This is a genomic window from Pseudomonas sp. WS 5411, from assembly GCF_012985595.1.
GTDB classification, from domain to species: Bacteria; Pseudomonadota; Gammaproteobacteria; order Pseudomonadales; family Pseudomonadaceae; genus Aquipseudomonas; species Aquipseudomonas shahriarae.
Map to the genome: position 1 here is coordinate 181,932 of NZ_JAARMC010000002.1, position 21,779 is coordinate 203,710.

Consider the following 21,779-nt stretch of genomic DNA (forward strand, 5'->3'; position numbering starts at 1 on the left):
TAGATAGCTTGTGACCGTCACACCCCCAAGGATAGACGGCAATTGCAAGGACTCAGCTCAATATGGAGACCGTTCCCAAGTATTTCAAGGCGCGTGACAGATTGTCGCAATCCAGACTGTCCAGCCAATGCAGGTCAGTCCAGCTGCGCAGCCAAGTGAACTGGCGTTTTGCCAATTGGCGCGTGGCAATAATGCCGCGCTCCTGCATTTCGGCTGACGTCAGCTTGCCATCCAGATGATCCCAGACTTGGCGGTAGCCTACAGCACGTATCGAAGGCAATCCCGGATGCAGATCACCTCTTGAACGCAGTGCTACGACCTCCTCCACGAACCCCTGTTCCAACATAATTGTGAATCTTTGTGCAATTCGTTCATGCAGCACCTGCCGATTCGCCGGAGCGATAGCCAGATTGGCGACAGTATAGGGCAATTGTCCCGGTCCAGAGGTGCCTGCGTCAGTACTTTGCGCAGATTGTCTGAGGCGATGGGCCGTCATTGTCTGGCCACTCACGCGCCAGACTTCCAGAGCCCGGCTCAGGCGCTGGGGGTCGTTGGGGTGAATGCGCGCGGCAGATACCGGGTCAATCGCTGCCAATTGCTCGTGCAGGGCCTGCCAACCAAGGCGTGCAGCCTCTTCTTCGATTTCAGCGCGCACCTGCGGATCGGCGGGCGGCATGTCGGCCAAGCCTTCCTGCAGCGCCTTGTAATAGAGCATCGTGCCGCCCACCAGCAGCGGGATATTGCCCCGCGCGGTGATTTCAGCCATGGCCGCCAGGGCATCGGTACGAAAATCCGCCGCCGAGTAGCTTTGCGACGGATCAATAATGTCGATCAGTCGATGGGGATGGGCGGCCAACAGCTCCTTGGACGGCTTGGCGGTGCCAATGTCCATGTCCCGGTAAACCAGGGCTGAATCGACACTGATCAGCTCACAGGGCAAAACCTTGGTCAGCTCGATCGCAAGGTCTGTCTTGCCGGCGGCCGTCGGGCCCATCAGGAAGATGGCGGGAGGTAGAGAGCTCATCAGCGGCCGCGCAGGAATAGTTTGTCCAGATCATCCAGACCCATTTGGGTCCAGGTCGGTCGGCCATGGTTGCACTGGCCACTGCGCTCGGTGTTTTCCATGTCCCGCAGCAGGCCGTTCATTTCCGGCAGGGCCAGGCGCCGGTTGGCGCGGATCGCGCCGTGGCAGGCCATGGTGCCGAGCAGTTCGTTGATATGCGCCTGGATCCGGTCACTGGTGCCGTATTCCATCAGGTCCGCCAGCACGTCGGCCACCAGCCGATTGGCCTCGGCCTGCTTGAGCAAGGCGGGAATCTGCCGGATGGCCAGGGTTTCCGGGCCCAGGCGCTGCAACTCAAAACCCAGTTTCTGGAACACCGCGTGGTGCTCCTCGGCGCAATCGGCTTCCCGCTGGCTCACCGCCAGGGACTCCGGCACCAGCAATGGCTGGCCGCTCAGGCCTTCACTGGCCATGGCGATCTTCAGGCGCTCGTACATGATCCGTTCGTGGGCCGCGTGCATGTCCACCAACACCAGGCCGTGGGCGTTTTCCGCGAGGATATAGATGCCCTTGAGCTGGGCCAGGGCATAACCCAGGGGCGGGATATCACCGCCGCCTTCCGGCAGGGCCACTGCGCCCGGCTCGGCACCGGGCAGCGGCGCGAAGAATTCGCGATAGGCCGCCTGGGCCTCGGCCACCGGCACCGCCGATTGCGGACGCGGGGTGTATTGATACTGATAGCCCGCCCCCGCGCCGGAACCCGGCGCCGGGTAACTTGGCTGCGCTTGCGGCGATTGCAGCAGGTTGGCCGCCAGGCTCATTTCGCCCTGGGGCCCGAATTCACCGGCCTCCGGCCCTGTCGGGCGGACGACGGCGGTGACAATCGGCGCCGCCAGTTGATCGTCCGGGCGCACATCGCCCAAGGCGCGGTGCAAGGTGCCATAGAGGAAGTCATGGACCATGCGCCCGTCACGGAAGCGCACCTCGTGCTTGGTCGGGTGCACGTTGACGTCGACCACCGCGGGGTCCACTTCAAAAAACAGTACAAAGGTTGGGTGCCGGCCATTGAACAGCACGTCGCGATAGGCCTGGCGCACCGCATGGGCCACCAGCTTGTCGCGCACGGCACGGCCATTCACAAAGAAATACTGCAAGTCTGCCTGGCTGCGGGAGAACGTCGGCAGGCCGACCCAACCCCACAAATGCAGGCCGTTACGCTCGATCTCAATCGGCAGCGCCTGTTCCAGGAAGCCTGCGCCGCAGATTGCCGACACGCGTCGGGCGCGGGCGGCATCGTCATTGGCCTCGTGCAGGCTGAGGATGGTCTTGCCGTTGTGGCGCAGGTGGAAGGCCACATCAAAACGCGCCAGGGCCAGGCGCTTGATGACTTCTTGCAGGTGATCGAATTCGGTTTTTTCGGCCTTGAGGAATTTACGCCGCGCCGGGGTATTGAAGAACAGGTCGCGCACTTCCACCGAGGTGCCCACTGGATGGGCTGCCGGCTGGACCCGAGGGGCCATGTCGCGGCCTTCGGTTTCTACCTGCCAGGCCTGTTCGGCGCCACGGGTGCGGGAAGTCAGGGTCAGGCGCGCCACGGAGCTGATTGACGCCAGCGCCTCACCACGAAAGCCCAGGCTCATCACCCGCTCAAGGTCTTCCAGGTCACGGATTTTGCTGGTGGCATGGCGTGCCAGTGCCAGCGGCAGGTCGTCCGAGGAAATCCCGCTACCGTCGTCGCGTACCCGCAGCAACTTGACGCCGCCCTGCTCGACATCCACGTCGATGCGCTTGGCGCCGGAGTCGAGGCTGTTTTCCAGCAGTTCCTTGATCACCGAGGCCGGGCGCTCAACCACCTCGCCCGCAGCGATCTGGTTGGCCAGCCGCGGGCTGAGCAGTTCGATGCGCGAAGCGCTGTTCAATACCGATTCGCTCATTACTGTGCTGCCAATTCAGTGCCGGGGATGGTCAACACCTGGCCGACTTTCAGTTCATCGGTTTTCAGGTTGTTGGCGCTGCGCAAGGTGGCGGCCGAGACCTGGAAACGCACGGCCAGCATGGCCACGGTGTCGCCGGGCTGCACCCGATGGTCACGCGGGCCCTGGGCGATTTTCCCGGAGTCCCGCAGCCAGGCGATATAGGTGCCCGGCGGCGGGTTCTGCTGGAAGAACTGACGCACGCCGGAACTGATGGAGCGCGCCAGCGCCTGCTGGTGGCTGGCGCTGGCCAGCTTGTTGGCTTCGTTGGCGTTGGAGATAAAGCCGGTTTCGACCAGGATCGACGGGATATCCGGCGACTTGAGCACCATAAACCCGGCCTGCTCCACCCGCTGCTTGTGCAACGGGGTGACCCGGCCCATGTTGGTCAGGACTTTCTGCCCGACGTTCAGGCTGGAGGTCAGCGAGGCAGTCATCGACAGATCCAGCAATACACCCGCGAGCATGCGGTCCTTGTCATCCAGGGACACGTTGCCGGCACCGCCGATCAAGTCGGAACGGTTTTCGCTGTCGGCCAGCCAGCGTGCGGTCTCGGATGTGGCGCCACGATCCGACAGGGCAAACACCGAGGCGCCAAAGGCGGCCTTCGACGGGGCGGCGTCGGCGTGGATCGACACGAACAGGTCGGCGCCCTTCTTGCGGGCGATTTCGGTACGCCCGCGCAGCGGGATGAAGTAGTCGCCGGTACGGGTCAATTCGGCGCGGTAGCCTTTCATCCCGTTGATCTGGCGCTGCAATTCGCGAGCGATGGCCAGGACCACGTCTTTTTCGTGCTGGCCACGGGAGCCCGAGGCGCCCGGGTCTTCACCGCCGTGGCCGGCGTCGATCACCACGATGACGTCACGTTTGCCGGCCGGGGCTGGCGGCAGCGGTGGCAACTTGACCTGGGGCTGCGCGGGGCTGACCGGCACGGCTGGCGTGGTGGCGACCGAAGGCGCAGGTGCCGGGGCTGGCGCCGCATCGGCAGGGTTATCGAACAGATCGACCACCAGGCGGTTGCCATACTGGGCGTTCGGCGCGAGGGAAAAACTCTTCGGCGTCACGACCTTTTTCAGGTCGATGACCACCCGCAGGTCGGTCGGCGTGCGCTGGGCCGAGCGCATCGCGGTAATCGGCGTGTTCGCAGTGGAGACCTTCAGGGGCGCGGCCAGGGTCGCACCGTTGATGTCAATCACCAGGCGATCAGGCGCCGTCAGGGTAAAGACACTGTGCTGGACCGGGCCAGACAGGTCGAACACCAGTCGCGTGTTATCCGGAGCTCGCCACAGGCGCACACTTTTCACCTGTGAAGCAGCCAGAGCATTGACAGTCATTGCCGCAAGCAACACCCCCACGACAGCAACCAACGCGCGAAAGCGCATACCTAACCCACCCATTATTAGAATTTCAAAGCCAAAGCGGCACACCAGGACTCACTGCGCGCGCTCTGGGACAACAATTTCAACTGACGCCCATGGTTATGCGCAGTAATGGTAATGGTCAGGTCGGGCTTTGGCAAAAAGCCTGTGCCCTTGTCCGGCCACTCGATCAGGCACAAGGCGTCGCCATCGAAGTAATCGCGGATGCCCATGTACTCCAATTCCTCGGGATCCACCAGGCGATACAGGTCGAAATGGAACGCCCGCACCTCACCGATCTCGTAAGGTTCTACCAGGGTGAACGTCGGACTTTTCACTGCACCGCTATGCCCAAGCCCGCGAATGATGCCGCGCGACAGCGTGGTTTTGCCGGCGCCCAGATCACCTTGCAGAAAAATCAGGCCCACACCCCCGGTGATCTCGGCAATGCTCTTGCCGAGAGCCACCATGGCCTCTTCATCCGCTATAAACAGCGTTACTTCAGACACGGTGACTGCTCCTCCAACAACTGACGAATGGCGGGAATCAGGTCACTGGCCACCAGGCCGCGACCCAAGGTGCCCTGACGATCGCCGGCCGTGGCGTGCAACCACACTGCCAGGCTGGCGGCCTCGAACGCCGGCATGCCTTGGGCCAGCAGCGCGCCGGTCAAGCCGGCGAGCACATCCCCCAGGCCCGCCGATGCCATGGCCGGATGCCCCTGGTCACAGCGCGCCACCCGCCCATCCGGGCTGGCGATCAGGCTGCCCGCGCCCTTGAGCACCGTGACTGCATTGAATTTCTGGCTCAGCGCGCGCGCCACCTTAAGCCGGTCGGCCTGAACCTCGGCTGTCGAGATCCCCATCAGCCGCGCCGCCTCCCCTGGGTGCGGAGTGATCACGCAATCGGCCGGCAAGGTTACATGGCCTGCGGCCAGCAGGTTCAGCGCGTCTGCATCCCAGACCTGGGGTTGCCGGGCATTGGCGGCCACCGACAGTAGGCTTTTGCCCCACGCCATGTCGCCCAGGCCAGGGCCGACAACCATCACCGAGACTTTTTCCAGCAAGCCCATCAACTGATTGGCCGAATGCACCCCGCGCACCATGACTTCCGGCAAGCGGGTCAAAGCGGCGGGGACATGTTCACTGCGGGTCGCCAGGGACACCAGGCCAGCACCGCTGCGCAAGGCGCTTTCGGCACTCAGCAGCGCGGCGCCGCCAAAGCCATGGTCGCCACCAATCACCAGGACGTGGCCAAACTGCCCCTTGTGGGCCTCTGGGGAACGCGCAGCCAGTTGCGGCAATTGGCCGGGCAACAGGGGCTGCACGTCGGTTATTTCGTGTTTTGTCTGCGGCATGCGTCTTCAAGCTCCGATGTCTGGCAGAATTATACCCATCTAACCTGCGGTTTCTCTCGTCTCATGCCTGCTATTACCACCGATCTGCCCGCCCTCGCCCAATCGATCAAAGACTGGGGTCGCGAGCTGGGCTTTCAACAAGTCGGCATCAGCGGCCTGGACCTGGCCGAGCATGAACAACACCTGCAGCGCTGGCTCGACGCGGGCTACCACGGCGAGATGGACTACATGGGCGCCCATGGCAGCAAACGCTCGCACCCGGACGAGTTGGTACCCGGCACCTTGCGCGTGGTGTCCCTGCGCATGGATTACCTACCCGGCGATACGCAAATGGCGCAGCTGCTGGCCCAACCCGAAAAAGCCTATATCTCCCGCTACGCCCTGGGCCGCGACTACCACAAGCTGATCCGCAAGCGCGTGCAGCAACTGGCCGACCGCATCCAGGCACAGATCGGACCGTTTGGTTTTCGCGCCTTCGTCGACAGCGCCCCAGTGCTGGAAAAAGCCATCGCCGAACAAGCCGGCCTGGGCTGGATCGGCAAAAACACCCTGGTCCTCAACCGCAAGGCCGGTAGCTACTTCTTCCTCAGCGAACTGTTCGTCGACCTGCCACTGCCCGTCGACCCGCCCCACAGCACCGAACACTGCGGCCGCTGCACCGCCTGCCTGGACATCTGCCCCACCAATGCCTTCGTCGGGCCCTATGTGCTGGACGCCCGGCGCTGCATTTCCTACTTGACCATCGAGCTCAAGAGCGCAATCCCCGAGGATCTGCGGCCACTGATTGGCAACCGCGTGTTCGGCTGCGATGACTGTCAGATCGTTTGCCCGTGGAATCGTTTCGCCCGACCTTCAGGAGAAAGCGATTTCAAGCCGCGCCACAACCTGGATAACGCCGAACTGGCCGAGTTATTTATGTGGGATGAGGATAAATTCCTCAGCAGCACCGAAGGCTCGCCGCTACGCCGCGCCGGTTATGAGCGTTGGCTGCGTAACCTGGCCGTGGGCCTGGGCAACGCGCCTTCCAGCATTCCGGTGCTGGAAGCCTTGAAGGCGCGCCGGGACTACCCCTCCGAACTGGTCCGCGAACATGTCGAATGGGCGCTGAACCAGCACGCGACGCGTCAATGTTCGTCGTTGTAGACGAATTTGGGCATTTCCCAGTGAAAGCGGATGGCCAGCAGTCGCAGTAGAAAACCGCTGAACAGGGTGAGCAGAATCGCTTGCTCGCTGGGCAGTTCGAGGTAGATGCACAGCATGTAGCACCAGGCGGCGAGGAACGACACGCTGGCATACAACTCGCGGCGGAAGATCAACGGAATATCATTACAGAAAATATCCCGCAGGATCCCGCCGAAGACTCCGGTGATCACCCCGCTGACCGAGGCCACCAGCATGCCGTGCCCCATTTCCAGGGCCGTCATGCAGCCGATCAGGGTGAAAGCCACCAGACCCACGGCGTCCAGCGCCAAAAACAGTGAGCGCAAGTGGCGCATCAGCGGGGCGATAAAGATCGTCACCAATGCCGCTACCGAGGTCAGCACCAGGTATTCCGGATGTTTGACCCAGGTCAGCGGGTAATGGCCGAGCAACACATCGCGCACCGAACCGCCACCCAGCGCCGTCACGCAGGCGATCAACACCACGCCAAACCAGTCCATGCCACGACGGCCGGCGGACAAGGCGCCGGTCATGGCTTCGGCGGTGATGGCGATGAGGTAGAGCATCAGCAGCATGATGGCGATCCTTGCAAAGAGGCGCGCAGTCTAATCATTTGGCGAGGGCACCAAAAGGGGGCGCTCGGCGAAAGACCGAGCATGCCCACACGTGGAATGCGATCAAATGTGTGGCTTGCCTGCGATAGCGGTAGGTCAGTCGATACATCCTTACTTGTCCCACCGCCATCGCGGGCAAGCCCGCTCCCACAGGGGATCTGGGCAGGGCACAGAACTTTGCACACACCACACAGCAACTGTGGGAGCGGGCTTGCCCGCGATGGCGCCAGCCCTGGCGCCACGAACTCAAGCCTTGATGAAATGCTTACGGTAATGCTGCAACTCGGCAATCGACTCGCGGATATCATCCAGGGCCAGGTGGGTGCTGCCCTTATGGAAGCTGTCCTTGACCTCTGGCGCCCAACGCGCGGCCAGTTCTTTCAAGGTCGACACATCGAGGTTGCGGTAGTGGAAGTAGCTTTCCAGCCCCTTCATATGGGTATAAAGGAAGCGGCGGTCCTGGCAGATGCTGTTGCCACAGATCGGCGACTTGCCCTTGGGCACCCACTTTTCCAGGAAGGCAATCGTCTGGGCCTCAGCCTCGGCCATGCTGATGCGGCTGTCGCGCACGCGCTGGGTCAGGCCCGAGTTGCCGTGGGTGCGGGTGTTCCACTCGTCCATGGTGGCCAGCACCGCGTCGCTGTGGTGGATGGCGATCACCGGACCTTCGGCCAAGGTGTTGAGGTTGCTGTCGGTGACAATGGTCGCCATCTCGATGATGACGTCGGTGTCAGGGTTCAGACCGGTCATTTCCAGATCGATCCAAATCAGGTTCTGTGGGTTTTGCATGTCGTGGTTCCTTGGCACCTTGGCGTAGCTGCGCAGTTTAGCAGGCGGGGCGTGCTAGACTCGCGACCGTTTTATCCAACCTTTGCATTATCGACACGGAACACCAATGGCCAAACGCCAGCTCAACCGTCGCCAAAACTGGCGCATCGAAAAAATCCAGGGTGAACGCGCTGCCCGCGCCGCCAAACGTGAATCTTCCGCCGTGGAAGCGCTGGAGGGTGGCGACCTGGGCCCCGAACAAACGGGCCTGGTGATCGCGCACTTTGGGGTGCAGGTCGAAGTCGAGGCCCTGGAAGGCGAACTGGCCGGCGAAGTGTTCCGCTGCCACCTGCGCGCCAACCTGCCGGCCCTGGTAACCGGCGACAAAGTGGTGTGGCGTGCCGGCAACCAAGGCATCGGGGTGATCGTCGCGCAACTGCCACGCAGCACCGAACTGCGCCGCCCGGACAGCCGTGGCCAACTCAAGCCGGTGGCGGCCAACGTCGACATGATTGTCATCGTCTTCGCCCCGCTGCCCGAGCCACACGCCAACCTGATCGACCGCTACCTGGTGGCGGCCGAGCACGCTGGCATCCGCCCGCTGTTGCTGCTGAACAAATTCGACCTGATCGACGACCAGAACGCCCCGGCACTGAATGCGTTGCTTGCGGTGTATCGGCAGTTGGGCTACCCGGTGCTGGAAGTCTCGGCACACCATGGCAACGGCATGGAACAGCTGCAACAGCAGTTGGACGGGCGCATCAGCGTGTTCGTCGGCCAGTCAGGCGTGGGCAAGTCGTCGCTGGTCAACAGCCTGCTACCGGAAGTCGAGACCCGCGTCGGCCCGCTGTCGGAGCTGTCCGGCCAGGGTACGCACACCACCACCACCGCACGCCTGTTCCACTTCCCGGGCGGTGGCGAGCTGATCGACTCCCCCGGCATCCGTGAATTCGGCCTGGGCCACGTCAGCCGCGCAGATGTAGAAGCGGGTTTCATCGAGTTCAACGACTTGATCGGCACGTGCCGCTTCCGCGACTGCAAGCACGACCGCGAGCCGGGTTGTGCGTTGCTCAAGGCCCTGGAAGACGGGCGCGTGCAGCAACAACGCATGAACAGCTATCGCTCGATCATCGCGAGTTTGCCGGAAAGCAGTTACTGAGTGGCCATGCCTCGATACACTTTAAGTGCAGCCTGCAACCCCCTACTCCATTGATTTAATAGGGGCCGGCATCAAGAATTCAGGACAACTGGGTGGCTCGTTGACACAAGCCAGCTTGAATTCGGAATTCCTGATGCCCATAATCACTCCGTTACCGGCGAAAGTCGGCAGGAGTCTGGATCCTTCCCGGAGTTGATCCAGCGGCGCAGAAGGGGCGAAGCAAGCTCCACTGCGTGTCGAATGAAGCCGCCTTCGGGCGGCTTTGCTTTTGCGGGACATTCGATTGACTCTCTACTATCACCCCAAACAAGGCGATGTTCTTCTCTGCGATTTCACACGAGGCTTTGTCGCCCCTGAAATGCTGAAGATCCGTAAAGTCGTGGTGATATCCCCTACCTCCAGCCACAATCGCAGGCTGTGCACTGTAGTCCCGATCTCCTCTACTGCCCCCCGAAGTCCAGCATGCCTGGCACCACCTGCTACACATCAACCCACTTCAGTCCGATGGCTACAAAGAGCTGTGGGTGAAGTGCGACATGATCTATACCGTGAGTTTCGAGCGCCTCGACAAGCTCCATAGAAAGACCCGCTCCAAAGGTCGGGAGTACTTCGTACCGCGGCTGAATACCGATGATATGCAAGGCGTGATCAGTGGCGTCAAAGCCTACCTCCCACTTTGAGCACAAGTAAAAACGCCCCGACTGATCGGGGCGCTTTCATTTAGACGGTACGCCTACGAGCCTGGCGCAGGCACCGTAGGAGCCTTGACCCCACCCTCATCAAACAGATTCAGCTTCTGCCGCAACTCATGGGCCGGCAACGGCTGCTGCTCGGGTGGCAGGGCATTCGGGTCTACCGGCACTTCACCCGGTGCGCCCTCGCCCTGGGTCGGTACCGGCGCAGGGGCACCCTGCTCGCCTTCGATGGCACGCTGGGCCTTTTTGGTCAGCACCACAATATCAATGCGCCGGTTGATCGGGTTGAACGGGTCCTGGGCATCAAACAGCTGGGATGAAGCAAAGCCCACGACGCGCGCCACCTGGGTATCCGGATAACTGCCGGCCACCAGGACGCGGCGGGCGGCGTTGGCACGGTTGGCCGACAACTCCCAGTTACCGAAATCACCCAGGCCCGAATACGGCTTGGCATCGGTGTGGCCGCTGACGCTGATCTTGTTCGGCACCGCCTTGATGGTGTCGGCCATGGCCAGCAGGATGTCTTCGAAGTAAGGCTTCAGGCGTGCACTGCCAGAGTCGAACATCGGTCGATTGGCCGCATCCATGATCTGGATACGCAGGCCGTCCTGGGTGATATCGAAGTGGATCTGATCCTTGAATTTTTGCAGTTGCGGGTTTTCATCGACCTTGTTCTGCAACTCTTGCAGTAACAGCTCCAGGCGTTCCTGCTCGACCTGTTCGGCCATGCTCTCGACGGTCTGGCGTTCGATCGGGATATTTTCCTGGGGCGCTTCGGTTTGCACCTCCGGGTTGATGGTGCGCTCAGGGGCCAATTCGGGCGAGCCGCCCAAGTCGATCACAAACGGCGTGCCGCTCTCGGAAAACCCAATGGGGTCCTTGAAGTAACCGGCGATGGCGATCTTCTGTTCCGGCGTCGCGGTGGACATCAGCCACAACACCAAAAAGAACGCCATCATCGCCGTCGCAAAGTCAGCGAAGGCAATTTTCCAGGCACCACCGTGGTGCCCGGCAGCGAAGCGCTTGACGCGCTTGATGATAATCGGCTGGTTGTTTTCCATGGCTTAGCGACCGCGAACTGCTTGTTCCAGCTCGGCAAAGCTTGGACGGTGCTTCGGATACAGCACCTTGCGCCCGAACTCCACCGCCAGGGATGGCGGCATACCGGAAGCCGAAGCCACCAGGGACGCCTTGATCGCTTCGTAGATATTCAGCTCTTCCTTGGCGTCGTGGGCCAGGGAGGTGGCCAGCGGGCCAAAGAAGCCATAGGCCGCGAGAATACCGAAGAAGGTCCCCACCAGCGCCGCGCCGACGTGCATACCGATGGCCGCCTGGTCGCCTTCGCCCAGGGACGCCATGGTCACCACGATCCCCAGTACTGCCGCGACAATACCGAAACCGGGCATGCCGTCGGCGATACCGGTCACGGCGTGGGATGGGTGCTCGAGTTCTTCCTTGAGACTGAACAGCTCCATGTCGAACAGGCCTTCCAGCTCGTGGGGGGCCATGTTGCCGGAGGACATGATGCGCAGGTAGTCGCAGACATAGGCGGTCATGCGGTCATCCTTGAGCACGGCCGGGTACTTGGCGAAGATCGGGCTCGCTGCGGCGTCCTCGATATCCGCCTCGATGGCCATCATGCCTTCGCGGCGGCTCTTGTTAAGGATCTCGTAGACCAGGCCCAGTACTTCCAGATAGAACGTGTGGGAAAAGCGCGAGCTGAACATGCCCAGCGACTTTTTGATCACGTGCATGGTCATGTAGCTAGGGTTGGCCTGCAGGAAAGCGCCAAACGCCGCACCGCCGATGATCAGCACTTCGAAGGGCTGGATCAGCGCAGCAATTTTACCGTGGGACAGAACGTATCCGCCGAGCACGCTTGCGATGACGACGATGATGCCGATAATTTTAGCCATAGGGGATGAGTACTTGCGCCGTCGGGTTCATGGACATATTCGGAAGATCTAAAAACTCTTCTTCTACTTATCGGCAAAACTGCGCCAGACTATAGCCCGTTAAGGCGAAAAGCCAGTTCGGCCCACTCCGGGCGTGTTGACCGCAAGTGATGATCGCGCCCCAATCATGGCAAACGAAACGACAGTCCCAACTACAAAACCCAACTCTCTGGCTGGCTGGATCAAGCGTCTGGACGAGGTTCTCCTGCCCGTCCCGCAGGCGAGCCACATTGCCGTGTGCAAGGCCATCGGCGACAGTCGCCGTTCGTTGCGAGATATTGCAGAGCTGATGCAAGACAGCCCGGCACTGGTCCTGAGCGTCATGCGTGAAGCCAACAACCAGGCCCACGGCAGCCTGGCAGAGCCCGCAGAAAACCTTGAAGTGGCGATCAACCGCCTCGGCCTCAAGCGCACCGAAGAACTGCTCGCGCGCCTGCCGTCAGTGCCGCTCAATGAAATCCCCGTGGCCCTGCGCCAATTGCAGCTGATCAGCCAGCATGCCTCGCAGCAAGCCAGCGGCCTGTTTGCCAGCCGCCTGGCGCGCCTGTGGCAGGATATTCATTGGGGCAGCCTGCTGTTTCTTTCACCGCTGTGGCCGATGGCCGTTGCCTACCCCAAGCTCCTGGAGGAATGGGAGCTGCGGGTGATCCACAAGGGTCAATCGGCACGCAAGGTCGAACAGGAATTGTTTGGCGTGCCCCTGCTGGCACTGTGCCTGGAGCTGACCGAGGCCTGGCGCCTGCCGATCTGGGTGTCCCAGGGCTACCAACTGCTGCTCAAGGAACAACGCTTACTGGTCAAGGCCCTGCACATCGCCCGCGATGAAGTGCCGTTGAGCCAGCAGCAAAAACTCGATGCCGACCCGGCGCTGCGGCGCTGGCTGAACCAGCCGGCCAATACCGTGCTACTGGCCAATGGCATGGCACTGGCGGCCCAGGAATCCTGGGCCTGCCCCCATACCCAGCGCTGGCAGTACCTCACCGCGTTGTACCTGCAGCAACCACTGGCCGACGTGCAGCAACAGGTGCACCAACAGGCGGTCATCAGCGCGCGCCATACCCTGACCGCCGGTCTCTGGCATCCGGCACTGGCGTTGATCTGGCCGTGGCATGTGCAACGAGTGCATCGCGGCCTGCTGCCCGCACCGCCGCCGACCGCCGAAGCCCTGGCAGTGTGGCGCAAGCGTTGTACTGAGCTGCTGGTGGAGCCCAGCCGCTTCGCCAATGCGATGCACTTGACCACCTGCGCCAAGGAGGCCCTGGTTGCCAGTGGCATGCAGCGCGTGATGTTGCTGATGGCCGACAAGGCCTTGGCCACTTTGCGCGTGCATCAGGTCGATGGCCTGCCCAAGGACGCTGCCAACCTGAGCCTCGAGTGCGCACAAAGCACGCTGCTGCAACGCTTGCTGGAGAAGCCTGCGCAAGTGCGCCTCAACCCGGAAAATCACGCACAATTCGCGGTGCTGCTGCCTGCTTCATTGCGGCGCCTGTTCGTCGGCGAGCATTTGCTGCTGCGCTCCCTGAGCTGTAACGGCCGGGTGGTGATGCTGATGATTGCCGACCAGGGGGGCGGGCCGTTCTCCGAAACCACCGTGCAGGCCTTCGGCAAAACCGCCCAATGCATCGAGAAAGCCCTGCACTGCTTTACCAACCGCACCGCTTGATGCTTGCGTTACAATCGCCCTCTTTTATCACCCAACCTAGCGCCCGGGAGACCTCACATGCCTGACTTTTCTGGCTTGCCGCTGGTGATCGAACCCAGCGACCTACTTAGTCGCCTCGCCGCCGAGCCGTTGATTCTGGTGGACCTCACCAGCGCCGCCCGTTATGCCCAGGGGCATATCCCCGGCGCGCACTTTGTCGACCCCAAGCGCACCCAGTTGGGCCAGCCACCGGCCCCAGGGCTGCTGCCGGCCAAGGCCGACCTGGAGAAACTGTTCGGCGAACTGGGCCACACCCCGGATGCCACCTACGTGGTGTATGACGACGAAGGCGGCGGCTGGGCCGGGCGGTTTATCTGGTTGCTCGACGTGATCGGCCACAAGAAATATCACTACCTTGATGGCGGCCTACTGGCATGGCTGGATGAACAGCACCCCGTGTCCACCGAGGCCACCGCAGCCGTCGGCGGCCCGGTCAGCCTGACCCTGCACGACGAGCCCACCGCCACCCGCGAATACCTGCAAAGCCGCCTCGGTGCTGCCGACCTGGGCATCTGGGATGCCCGTGGCCCGCTGGAATACAGCGGCGAAAAAGTCCTCGCGGCCAAGGGCGGGCATATTCCCGGCGCAGTCAACTTCGAATGGACGGCGGGCATGGACAAGGCACGTAACCTGCGGATCCGCCGCGACATGCCGCAGATCCTCGAAGGCCTGGGCCTGACCAAAGACAAAGAAATCATTACCCACTGCCAGACTCACCACCGTTCTGGCTTCACCTACCTGGTGGCCAAGGCGCTCGGTTATCCGCGAGTCAAAGGTTATGCCGGTTCCTGGGGCGAATGGGGCAACCACCCCGACACCCCCGTCGAGATTTAAGGTTTAAGGACAGTTCATGAAAAAGCGTTTGTTTATCCTCAGCCAGTACCTGCTGCCCCACCACCTGCTGTCGCGCCTGGCCGGCTGCATTGCCGAATGCCGTGTGCGCTGGTTTAAAAATGCCTTCACCACCTGGTTCGCCAAGCGCTACCAGGTGGATATGTCCCAGGCCCTGGTAGAAGACGTGACCGCTTACGAGCACTTCAACGCCTTCTTCACCCGCGCCCTGAAAGACGGCGCCCGCCCCCTGGACCCAACCCCAGGCGCGGTGCTGAGCCCGGCAGACGGCGCGGTCAGCCAGCTCGGCCCGATCGAGCACGGCCGCGTATTCCAGGCCAAGGGCCACAGTTTCAGCGTGCTGGAACTGCTCGGTGGCGACGCCGCCGTTGCCGCACCGTTCATGGGCGGCGACTTTGCCACCATTTACCTGTCGCCGAAGGACTACCACCGCGTGCACATGCCACTGGCCGGCACCCTGCGGGAAATGGTCTACGTGCCTGGGCGGATTTTCTCGGTCAACCAGACCACGGCCGAAAACGTGCCGGAGTTGTTTGCGCGTAACGAGCGTGTGGTTTGCCTGTTCGACACCGAACGCGGCCCGATGGCCGTGGTATTGGTGGGCGCGATGATTGTTGCGTCGATTGAAACCGTATGGGCCGGCCTGGTAACGCCGCCCAAGCGCGAGCTGAAAACCGTGCGCTACGACGAAGCCGCCCGTGCGCCGATCCACCTGGAAAAAGGTGCGGAACTGGGGCGTTTCAAGCTGGGTTCGACCGCTATCGTGCTGTTTGGGCCGGATCAGGTGAAGTGGGCTGAAGAACTGGTGGCGGGAACGCCGGTGCAGATGGGCCAGGGTATCGCGCTGCCAAAAGCCTGATCCGAATACAGCGAAAATCAAATGTGGGAGCGGGCTTGCTCGCGAAGGCGGTGTGACAGTAGACACCTTAGTTGACTGACACACCGCCTTCGCGAGCAAGCCCGCTCCCACATTTTTGACCGCGTTCCTGTCGTTATTGACCGTCGCGGTCACGCAGCCCCAACAGATACAACACACCATCCAGCCCCAAGGTCGAAATCGCCTGCTTGGCCGATTGCTTGACCAGCGGCTTGGCCCGGAAGGCCACGCCCAACCCCGCAATAGCCAGCATCGGCAGGTCGTTGGCGCCGTCGCCGACCGCAATGGTCTGCTCCAGACGCAAACCTTCCTTGTGCGCCAGCTCCTTGAGCAAGTCAGCCTTGCGTTGCGCATCGACAATCGGTTCGACCGCCACGCCCGTCACCTTGCCATCCACCACTTCCAGCTCGTTGGCGAACACGTAGTCGATGCCCAGCTTGGCCTGCAATTGCTTGGCGAAGTAGGTAAAGCCGCCCGAGAGGATCGCGGTCTTGTAGCCCAGGCGCTTGAGTTCGGCGAACAGGGTTTCGGCACCTTCGGTCAAGCGCAGGGAGGCGCCGATGGAATCGAGGACGCTGACGTCCAGGCCCTTGAGCAATGCCAGGCGCTCCTTGAAGCTGGCGCGAAAATCCAGCTCGCCGGCCATGGCGCGCTCGGTGATCGCGGAGACTTGCTCGCCCACACCTGCGGCCTTGGCCAACTCGTCGATAACTTCGGCTTCGATCAGAGTCGAGTCCATGTCGAACACCGCCAGGCGCCGGTTACGACGGAACAGCGAATCTTCCTGGAAGGCGATATCCACGTTCAGTTCCTGGGCCACGCTGAGGAACTCGGCGCGCAAGGCTTGCGGGTCAGCCGGCTCACCGCGCACGGAGAACTCGATGCAGCCCTTGCCCTGGTCCGCCGGGGTGTCCAAGGGCATGCGACCCGACAGACGGTCGATATGGTCGATATTCAAGCCATATTGCGCAGTGATCGAGCTGACCCGCTGCAATTGTTCAGCGGTGACCTTGCGCGTCAGCAGGGTGACGATGTGGCGTTTCTTGCCTTGGCCGGCCACCCAATGCTGGTAATCCGCTTCGGATACCGGAGTGAAACGCACCTGCTGGTCCAGCTTATAGGCGGTAAACAGGATGTCCTTGAGCACAGACGACGCCTGTTCGGTATCTGGAATCTCCACCAGGATGCCGAACGACAGGGTGTCGTGGATCACGGCCTGGCCAATGTCGAGAATGGTCACGCCACCCTGGGCCAGAACACCGGTAATGGCTGCGGTAAGACCCGGACGGTCAACACCGGTGATGTTAATCAGGACAATTTCGCGCAAAGCGCACCCCCGAGCTGGAAAAAAACCGCATTCTACCCACTTTCAGTGACCATCGGGCACAGCCAGCGCTTTGCCGGTCTTGGGCCTGTCGCTATACTGCGCGTCAACTTCACGGACCAAGAGCCGAGCGCAAGTGAACCGGCCCACGCCAGTAAAAACCGATAACTTCTTCCTGCTGATCTTCCGGGCACTGCGCCACCGCCGTGTACCGATCGCATTACGCATCGCCAGCCATAACGTGATCCTGGTCGCCCTGGCCCTGGTGATCTACGCCTGCGTGATGGGTTTGCAGTTCAAACAGGCCATGCACGAGCAAGCCGACGCCCTGGGCGAGAGCTTGACGACCCAGACCGCCACCTCGGCGACCGAACTGTTGGTGTCCAACGACATCCTCAGCCTCAACGTGCTGCTCAACAACCTGACCAAGAACCCGCTGGTGGCCCACGCGGCCATCTACAGCGTGGACAACCGGATCATGGCCGAAGCCGGGCAACGCCCGAAAAACGGCCTGCTGGGTGAGGCCGAAGGCCTGTACCAGAGCAATATCACGTTTCAGGATGTGAAAGCCGGCCAATTGCGCATCAGCCTGGACATGCAACAGTTCCAGCAGCCGATGACCATCAGCCTGCAAAGCATGGGCATCCTCAGCGCGATCCTGCTGGCCTTGGCCCTGGCCTTGAGCCTGCGCCTGGGCCGGCATATCTCCACGCCGCTGATGCAATTGCGCATCTGGCTGCGCGATATCGACGAACACACCCCGGCCACCGACCGCCAGGATGAGATCGGCGACCTTGCCCGCCAGTTGCACACCAGCTTTGCCCCGGAGCCGGTCATACCTGAAGCCAAGCCCGAGCCGGAGTTCGACGACACCGACTATGACGACGAACCCGAGTTCGAAGTGCGCAACCTGCGCGATCCGAGCTTCGACGAGTCGACGCCGATGGCTGGCCTCAAGCCGGCACCGCGTACGGCCATCAAGGCCGAAGAAGACAGCCTGGACGATGACGATCCGTTTGCCGACCTGCGTGACGAGTCGGCGCCAAGCCCGGTGGTCGCGCCTCGGCCTGCGAGCAGCCAGCCCCAGCACAGCGCGGTATTGGCCGTGCAACTGGGCGCCCAGGAGCAATTGCGCCGCCTGCCACGGGCACGCCTGACCGAGTTGCTGGAACGCTACCGCGATTGCCTGGACCAGGCAGCCTCGCTGTACCAGAGCGAACTGCACACCCTGAACGACGGCAGCACGTTGATGCTGTTCCACAGCGAAGACAGCGGCGAAGACTACCTGACCAATGCCATCTGCTGCGGTGAACTGCTGCGCGCCCTGGGCCATGCCTTGCAGATCGAAGTCGCCGACAGCGGCATCACCCTGCAACTGCAACTGGGCCTGACATTGGGCGATGATCTGTATGGCATGAGCCAGATTGATCTGCTGCTGACCGAAAACGCCCAGGACGCCCTGGCCTTGTCGCAACACAGCCGCAACCTGCTGCTGGTGGAGCGCAAGATCAGCGACGACGCCTTGATCCGCCAACGCGCACGTATCCGCCCGATTGCCAGCCCTGAAGGCGCGTGCTGTGTAGAGCGCTTGATGGAGCCTTACCCGTCGATGCTGGAACGTCAGCTGGCACGGATGCATGAGACCCGCAACAAGCCAGCAATGTGACACAGGCTTGTGTGGGAGCGGGCTTGCCCGCGATAGCGCTGGATCAGTCAATCAAGTGTCGACTGACACTGAGCTATCGCGGGCAAGCCCGCTCCCACATTGGATCTGCGCCAAACAAAAAGGCCCGCTTACTCAGCGGGCCTTTTATTTGGCTGCGATTCAGGTCAGAACCTGAACACTTCCATATCCGTACGAATCGGCGATGCCATCGGGATCTTCGGCTTTTCCGGGGCTGCCGGCTTGGCCGGCGCCGGGGCCTGCTTGCGCGGGGCCTCGGCAATCGGTGGCTGGTTGGCCAATGGCTTGAGGGCAACCGACAACTGCTCAGCCAAACGCTGCAACAACACGCCCTGGGCCTGGACCTGGGAAGCGGTGCTGCCGGCATGCTGCTCCTGCAGATGCACAATGCGGTTGTCCCGCACCTGGCCACGGCGGTCGATCAGGCGCCATTGCGCGTCAAGGATGGCCGGCTGCGAAGCCCCGGAGTCCAGGCGCGTGATAGTCAGCAACACCTGCACATCCGGCGTGAAGCTGGTGGGCGCCGGCGACAGCACCACACGCTGGCTGTCCAGATGGCCGGCCACCTGGCGCAGCATCAACTGGTTGATATCTGACGACAGGCTACCGGCCCAACGGCCGTCGATGGAGCCTTGCAGGCTGCCATCGTCCTGGCGTTGCAGCAGGGTTTCACGTTGCAGGTAATCGGCAACCACGACCGGCCCGAGCAAGACCGCCATGCCAGCACTTTGCGCAGGCTGCGCCGGATTTCCGCTATCCAGCTGGTACAGCGACACCGGTTGGTGCGTAGTGCAACCCGCCAACCCCAAAAGGCCAGCGAGCATCAAAAATAAAGGAAGGCGTGGAGCAGTCATCATCCCATCCAGGTGGCTGCCACAAGGCAAACCACAATGTAATACTAAAAATAACCTATACGCGCTCAGCCACGCCGGCGCTGGAAAGGCCATATCATCCGTGAATATGCGCCATGACTCCAGCGCGAAAGCGCCGATCTACGCGTTAAATCGTAGATCGGGCGCTCTATATCGCTTTAAGCAGGTGTTTCTACCAGCAAAGCATCCACCCGCTGGAAGCCACGGGGCAATTTGTTCCCGCGGCGTCCACGTTCACCCTTGTAATGCTCAAGGTCATCAGGGCGCAGGGACAGCGTACGTTTACCGGCCTGCAGCACCAGGGTAGAGCCTTCCGGGATCACCGCGATGTCGGTCACGTACTCTTCGCGACTGGCCACCCGCTCCCCTGGGATACCAATGATCTTGTTGCCCTTGCCCTTGCCCAACTGCGGCAGGTCGCTGATCTTGAACACCAGCAAACGCCCCTCGGTGGTCACCGAGGCCAGCCAATTGCCCTCACGGTCCTCGACCGGACGCGGCAGGATCACCTTGGCGTTGTTCGGCAGGCTCAACAGCGCCTTGCCCGCCTTGTTCTTGGCCTGCAAATCCTCGCCCTTGACCACGAAACCGTAGCCGGCGTCAGAGGCGATGACGTACAGCGAGTCATCATCGGGCAGCAATACACACTCAAAACTTGCCCCTGGCGGCGGCGCCAGGCGGCCGGTCAACGGCTCGCCCTGGCCCCGTGCAGATGGCAGGGTATGGGCCGGCACCGAATAACTGCGCCCGGTGGAGTCAATAAACACCGCGAACTGGTTGGAACGCCCGGCTGCGGCGGTCTTGAACCCATCGCCGGCTTTGTACGACAAGCCAGTGGCATCAATATCATGCCCCTTGGCGGAACGAACCCAACCCTTTTCCGACAGAACGACGGTAATTTTCTCGTTGGGCAACAGCTCGGTTTCGGTCAGGGCCTTGGCTTCGGCACGCTCGACAATCGGCGAGCGGCGGTCGTCGCCATAGGTTTCGGCATCTTTGATCAATTCGCTGCGCACCAGCTTCTTGAGCTTGGCTTCGCTGCCCAGCAGGGCTTGCAGCTTGGCTTGTTCCTTGAGCAGCGCGTCCTGTTCGTCGCGCAGCTTCATCTCTTCCAGGCGCGCCAACTGACGCAGGCGGGTGTCGAGGATGTAGTCGGCCTGGATCTCGCTCAGCTCGAAACGCGCGATCAGCTCGGCTTTCGGGTGCTCGGCGGTGCGGATGATGTGGATCACTTCATCCAGGTTGAGATAGGCGATCAGCAAGCCGTCCAACAGGTGCAGGCGACGCTCGACCTTGTCCAGGCGGAACTGCAGGCGGCGGCGCACGGTATTGACCCGGAACTCCAGCCACTCCACCAGCAGGTTGCGCAGGTTTTTCAGCTGCGGCTTGCCGTCCAGGCCAATGATGTTGACGTTGACCCGGTAGCTGGATTCCAGCTCGGTGCTGGCAAACAGATGCTGCATCAGCACTTCGTGATCGACCCGGCTATTGGTCGGGATGATCACGATGCGGCAAGGGTTCTCGTGGTCGGACTCGTCACGCAGGTCCGCCACTTGCGGCAGCTTCGACGGCTTGGCCTGCATCAGCGCGGCAATCTGTTCCAGCACCTTGGCGCCGGAGACCTGGTGCGGCAAGGCGGTGACGATGATGTCGCCATCTTCGATGTGGTACACCGCACGCATGCGCACCGAGCCCTTGCCGGTCTCGTACATTTTCAGCAGGTCGGCACGCGGCGTGATGATTTCCGCTTCGGTCGGGTAATCCGGGCCCTGGATATGCTCACACAGTTGCTCAACCGTGGCCTTGGGCTCATCGAGCAGGCGCACGCAGGCAGTGGCGACTTCACGCAGGTTGTGCGGTGGCACATCAGTGGCCATGCCCACGGCAATGCCGGTGGTGCCGTTGAGCAGGATATTGGGCAGGCGCGCCGGCAATACCAATGGCTCGTCGAGGGTGCCGTCGAAGTTCGGGCCCCAGTCTGCCGTGCCCTGGCCCAGCTCGCTGAGCAGCACTTCGGAGTAACGCGACAGCCGCGCCTCGGTATAACGCATGGCGGCGAACGACTTGGGATCATCCGGCGCACCCCAGTTGCCCTGGCCATCGACCAGGGTGTAGCGGTAGCTGAACGGCTGGGCCATCAGCACCATGGCTTCGTAGCACGCCGAGTCGCCGTGGGGGTGGAATTTGCCGAGCACGTCACCGACGGTACGCGCCGACTTCTTGTGCTTGGAGTCCGCGTCCAGGCCCAACTCACTCATGGCGTAGATAATGCGCCGCTGTACCGGTTTCAGGCCGTCGCCGATATGCGGCAAGGCACGGTCCATGATCACGTACATGGAGTAGTTGAGGTAGGCATTTTCGGTGAAGTCAGCCAGCGACCGGCGTTCTACGCCGTCTAAGCTGTCTGCAAGGATGTCACTCATGC

The 21,779-nt window shown here is 62.0% G+C and carries 19 protein-coding genes; 7 read left to right on the plus strand and 12 right to left on the minus strand.

The window, feature by feature from the left end; all coding sequences use genetic code 11:
• Nucleotides 1-52: 52 nt before the first annotated feature.
• From miaA to HBR93_RS04720, 5 genes are read right to left on the minus strand one after another with little or no spacing between them, the layout of a single operon-like run.
• The gene (miaA, locus tag HBR93_RS04700) at nucleotides 53-1,024 is read right to left on the minus strand and encodes a tRNA (adenosine(37)-N6)-dimethylallyltransferase MiaA (protein ID WP_057958151.1); all 972 of its coding nucleotides are present in this window, start codon (nucleotides 1,022-1,024) and stop codon (nucleotides 53-55) included.
• Entirely contained in the window at nucleotides 1,024-2,922 is a 1,899-nt protein-coding gene (mutL, locus tag HBR93_RS04705) for a DNA mismatch repair endonuclease MutL (RefSeq protein ID WP_162947781.1), read from the minus strand. The genes miaA and mutL overlap by 1 nt, the downstream gene beginning before the upstream one ends.
• A 14-nt stretch (nucleotides 2,923-2,936) precedes the next feature.
• A complete protein-coding gene (locus tag HBR93_RS04710) occupies nucleotides 2,937-4,358 on the minus strand; it encodes an N-acetylmuramoyl-L-alanine amidase (protein WP_115129351.1) in 1,422 nt (473 codons plus the stop codon).
• A gap of 17 nt (nucleotides 4,359-4,375) precedes the next feature.
• Nucleotides 4,376-4,843, minus strand: a complete 468-nt coding sequence (tsaE, locus tag HBR93_RS04715; RefSeq protein ID WP_057437400.1) for a tRNA (adenosine(37)-N6)-threonylcarbamoyltransferase complex ATPase subunit type 1 TsaE — start codon at nucleotides 4,841-4,843, stop codon at nucleotides 4,376-4,378.
• Nucleotides 4,831-5,691 carry an NAD(P)H-hydrate dehydratase gene (locus tag HBR93_RS04720; RefSeq protein WP_057437392.1) on the minus strand — a complete coding sequence of 287 codons (861 nt, stop codon included), beginning with the start codon at nucleotides 5,689-5,691 and terminating at the stop codon, nucleotides 4,831-4,833. The genes tsaE and HBR93_RS04720 overlap by 13 nt, the downstream gene beginning before the upstream one ends.
• A 63-nt stretch (nucleotides 5,692-5,754) precedes the next feature.
• On the opposite strand from HBR93_RS04720, the gene queG reads away from it, so the two are divergent.
• Nucleotides 5,755-6,834 carry a tRNA epoxyqueuosine(34) reductase QueG gene (gene queG, locus HBR93_RS04725; RefSeq protein ID WP_057958149.1) on the plus strand — a complete coding sequence of 360 codons (1,080 nt, stop codon included), beginning with the start codon at nucleotides 5,755-5,757 and terminating at the stop codon, nucleotides 6,832-6,834.
• On the opposite strand, the gene HBR93_RS04730 is transcribed toward queG, so the two are convergent.
• Nucleotides 6,816-7,430 carry a trimeric intracellular cation channel family protein gene (locus tag HBR93_RS04730; RefSeq protein WP_169851492.1) on the minus strand — a complete coding sequence of 205 codons (615 nt, stop codon included), beginning with the start codon at nucleotides 7,428-7,430 and terminating at the stop codon, nucleotides 6,816-6,818. The genes queG and HBR93_RS04730 overlap by 19 nt on opposite strands.
• Before the next feature lie 282 nt (nucleotides 7,431-7,712).
• Nucleotides 7,713-8,255: an oligoribonuclease gene (gene orn, locus HBR93_RS04735; RefSeq protein WP_003188046.1), complete on the minus strand. Its 543-nt coding sequence runs from the start codon at nucleotides 8,253-8,255 to the stop codon at nucleotides 7,713-7,715.
• Nucleotides 8,256-8,361: 106 nt separating this feature from the next.
• Here orn and rsgA point away from each other — a divergent pair, with 106 nt between their 5' ends.
• Complete coding sequence (rsgA, locus tag HBR93_RS04740) at nucleotides 8,362-9,393, plus strand: small ribosomal subunit biogenesis GTPase RsgA (RefSeq protein ID WP_057437388.1); 1,032 nt, start codon at nucleotides 8,362-8,364, stop codon at nucleotides 9,391-9,393.
• A 358-nt stretch (nucleotides 9,394-9,751) separates the two neighbouring features.
• Nucleotides 9,752-9,973 carry a hypothetical protein gene (locus HBR93_RS26865; RefSeq protein ID WP_262377261.1) on the plus strand — a complete coding sequence of 74 codons (222 nt, stop codon included), beginning with the start codon at nucleotides 9,752-9,754 and terminating at the stop codon, nucleotides 9,971-9,973.
• A gap of 153 nt (nucleotides 9,974-10,126) precedes the next feature.
• Here the strand turns inward: HBR93_RS26865 and motB are convergent, their stop codons facing one another.
• Complete coding sequence (gene motB, locus HBR93_RS04750; protein ID WP_057437385.1) at nucleotides 10,127-11,149, minus strand: flagellar motor protein MotB; 1,023 nt, start codon at nucleotides 11,147-11,149, stop codon at nucleotides 10,127-10,129.
• 3 nt (nucleotides 11,150-11,152) lie between these two features.
• On the minus strand, nucleotides 11,153-12,004 hold the full coding sequence (motA, locus tag HBR93_RS04755) for a flagellar motor stator protein MotA (RefSeq protein ID WP_120731393.1): 852 nt from the start codon (nucleotides 12,002-12,004) through the stop codon (nucleotides 11,153-11,155).
• 166 nt (nucleotides 12,005-12,170) lie between these two features.
• Between motA and HBR93_RS04760 the strand changes: the two genes are divergently transcribed.
• The 3 genes from HBR93_RS04760 to asd are packed head-to-tail and all read left to right on the plus strand — an operon-like array spanning nucleotide 12,171 to nucleotide 15,456.
• A complete protein-coding gene (locus HBR93_RS04760; RefSeq protein ID WP_169959885.1) occupies nucleotides 12,171-13,706 on the plus strand; it encodes an HDOD domain-containing protein in 1,536 nt (511 codons plus the stop codon).
• A 57-nt stretch (nucleotides 13,707-13,763) separates the two neighbouring features.
• Nucleotides 13,764-14,579, plus strand: coding sequence for a rhodanese-like domain-containing protein (locus tag HBR93_RS04765; protein ID WP_169959886.1), 816 nt, complete (start codon nucleotides 13,764-13,766; stop codon nucleotides 14,577-14,579).
• 16 nt (nucleotides 14,580-14,595) lie between these two features.
• Nucleotides 14,596-15,456: an archaetidylserine decarboxylase gene (gene asd, locus HBR93_RS04770; protein WP_057437374.1), complete on the plus strand. Its 861-nt coding sequence runs from the start codon at nucleotides 14,596-14,598 to the stop codon at nucleotides 15,454-15,456.
• Between the two features lie 133 nt (nucleotides 15,457-15,589).
• Here the strand turns inward: asd and serB are convergent, their stop codons facing one another.
• Complete coding sequence (gene serB, locus HBR93_RS04775) at nucleotides 15,590-16,801, minus strand: phosphoserine phosphatase SerB (RefSeq protein WP_115127251.1); 1,212 nt, start codon at nucleotides 16,799-16,801, stop codon at nucleotides 15,590-15,592.
• 133 nt (nucleotides 16,802-16,934) lie between these two features.
• On the opposite strand from serB, the gene HBR93_RS04780 reads away from it, so the two are divergent.
• The gene (locus HBR93_RS04780) at nucleotides 16,935-18,464 is read left to right on the plus strand and encodes an AhpA/YtjB family protein (protein ID WP_057437372.1); all 1,530 of its coding nucleotides are present in this window, start codon (nucleotides 16,935-16,937) and stop codon (nucleotides 18,462-18,464) included.
• Nucleotides 18,465-18,628: 164 nt separating this feature from the next.
• Here HBR93_RS04780 and HBR93_RS04785 read toward each other — a convergent pair whose 3' ends face one another.
• Both HBR93_RS04785 and parC read right to left on the minus strand, forming a co-directional pair.
• On the minus strand, nucleotides 18,629-19,336 hold the full coding sequence (locus tag HBR93_RS04785; RefSeq protein ID WP_057444497.1) for an ABC-type transport auxiliary lipoprotein family protein: 708 nt from the start codon (nucleotides 19,334-19,336) through the stop codon (nucleotides 18,629-18,631).
• Between the two features lie 176 nt (nucleotides 19,337-19,512).
• Nucleotides 19,513-21,777 (minus strand): DNA topoisomerase IV subunit A, encoded by a 2,265-nt coding sequence (gene parC / locus HBR93_RS04790; RefSeq protein ID WP_057437367.1) that lies wholly within the window; start codon nucleotides 21,775-21,777, stop codon nucleotides 19,513-19,515.
• Nucleotides 21,778-21,779: the final 2 nt, after the last annotated feature.

Coding starts and splice junctions, on each gene's coding strand:
- orn (WP_003188046.1), bottom strand. CDS start 8,255: ATGCAAAACCCACAGAACCTGATTTGGATCGATCTGGAAATGACCGGT.
- rsgA (WP_057437388.1), top strand. CDS start 8,362: ATGGCCAAACGCCAGCTCAACCGTCGCCAAAACTGGCGCATCGAAAAA.
- HBR93_RS04720 (WP_057437392.1), bottom strand. CDS start 5,691: ATGCCGCAGACAAAACACGAAATAACCGACGTGCAGCCCCTGTTGCCC.
- parC (WP_057437367.1), bottom strand. CDS start 21,777: ATGAGTGACATCCTTGCAGACAGCTTAGACGGCGTAGAACGCCGGTCG.
- queG (WP_057958149.1), top strand. CDS start 5,755: ATGCCTGCTATTACCACCGATCTGCCCGCCCTCGCCCAATCGATCAAA.
- asd (WP_057437374.1), top strand. CDS start 14,596: ATGAAAAAGCGTTTGTTTATCCTCAGCCAGTACCTGCTGCCCCACCAC.
- HBR93_RS04710 (WP_115129351.1), bottom strand. CDS start 4,358: ATGCGCTTTCGCGCGTTGGTTGCTGTCGTGGGGGTGTTGCTTGCGGCA.
- HBR93_RS04760 (WP_169959885.1), top strand. CDS start 12,171: ATGGCAAACGAAACGACAGTCCCAACTACAAAACCCAACTCTCTGGCT.
- HBR93_RS04785 (WP_057444497.1), bottom strand. CDS start 19,336: ATGACTGCTCCACGCCTTCCTTTATTTTTGATGCTCGCTGGCCTTTTG.
- miaA (WP_057958151.1), bottom strand. CDS start 1,024: ATGAGCTCTCTACCTCCCGCCATCTTCCTGATGGGCCCGACGGCCGCC.
- motB (WP_057437385.1), bottom strand. CDS start 11,149: ATGGAAAACAACCAGCCGATTATCATCAAGCGCGTCAAGCGCTTCGCT.
- HBR93_RS04765 (WP_169959886.1), top strand. CDS start 13,764: ATGCCTGACTTTTCTGGCTTGCCGCTGGTGATCGAACCCAGCGACCTA.
- HBR93_RS26865 (WP_262377261.1), top strand. CDS start 9,752: ATGCTGAAGATCCGTAAAGTCGTGGTGATATCCCCTACCTCCAGCCAC.
- motA (WP_120731393.1), bottom strand. CDS start 12,004: ATGGCTAAAATTATCGGCATCATCGTCGTCATCGCAAGCGTGCTCGGC.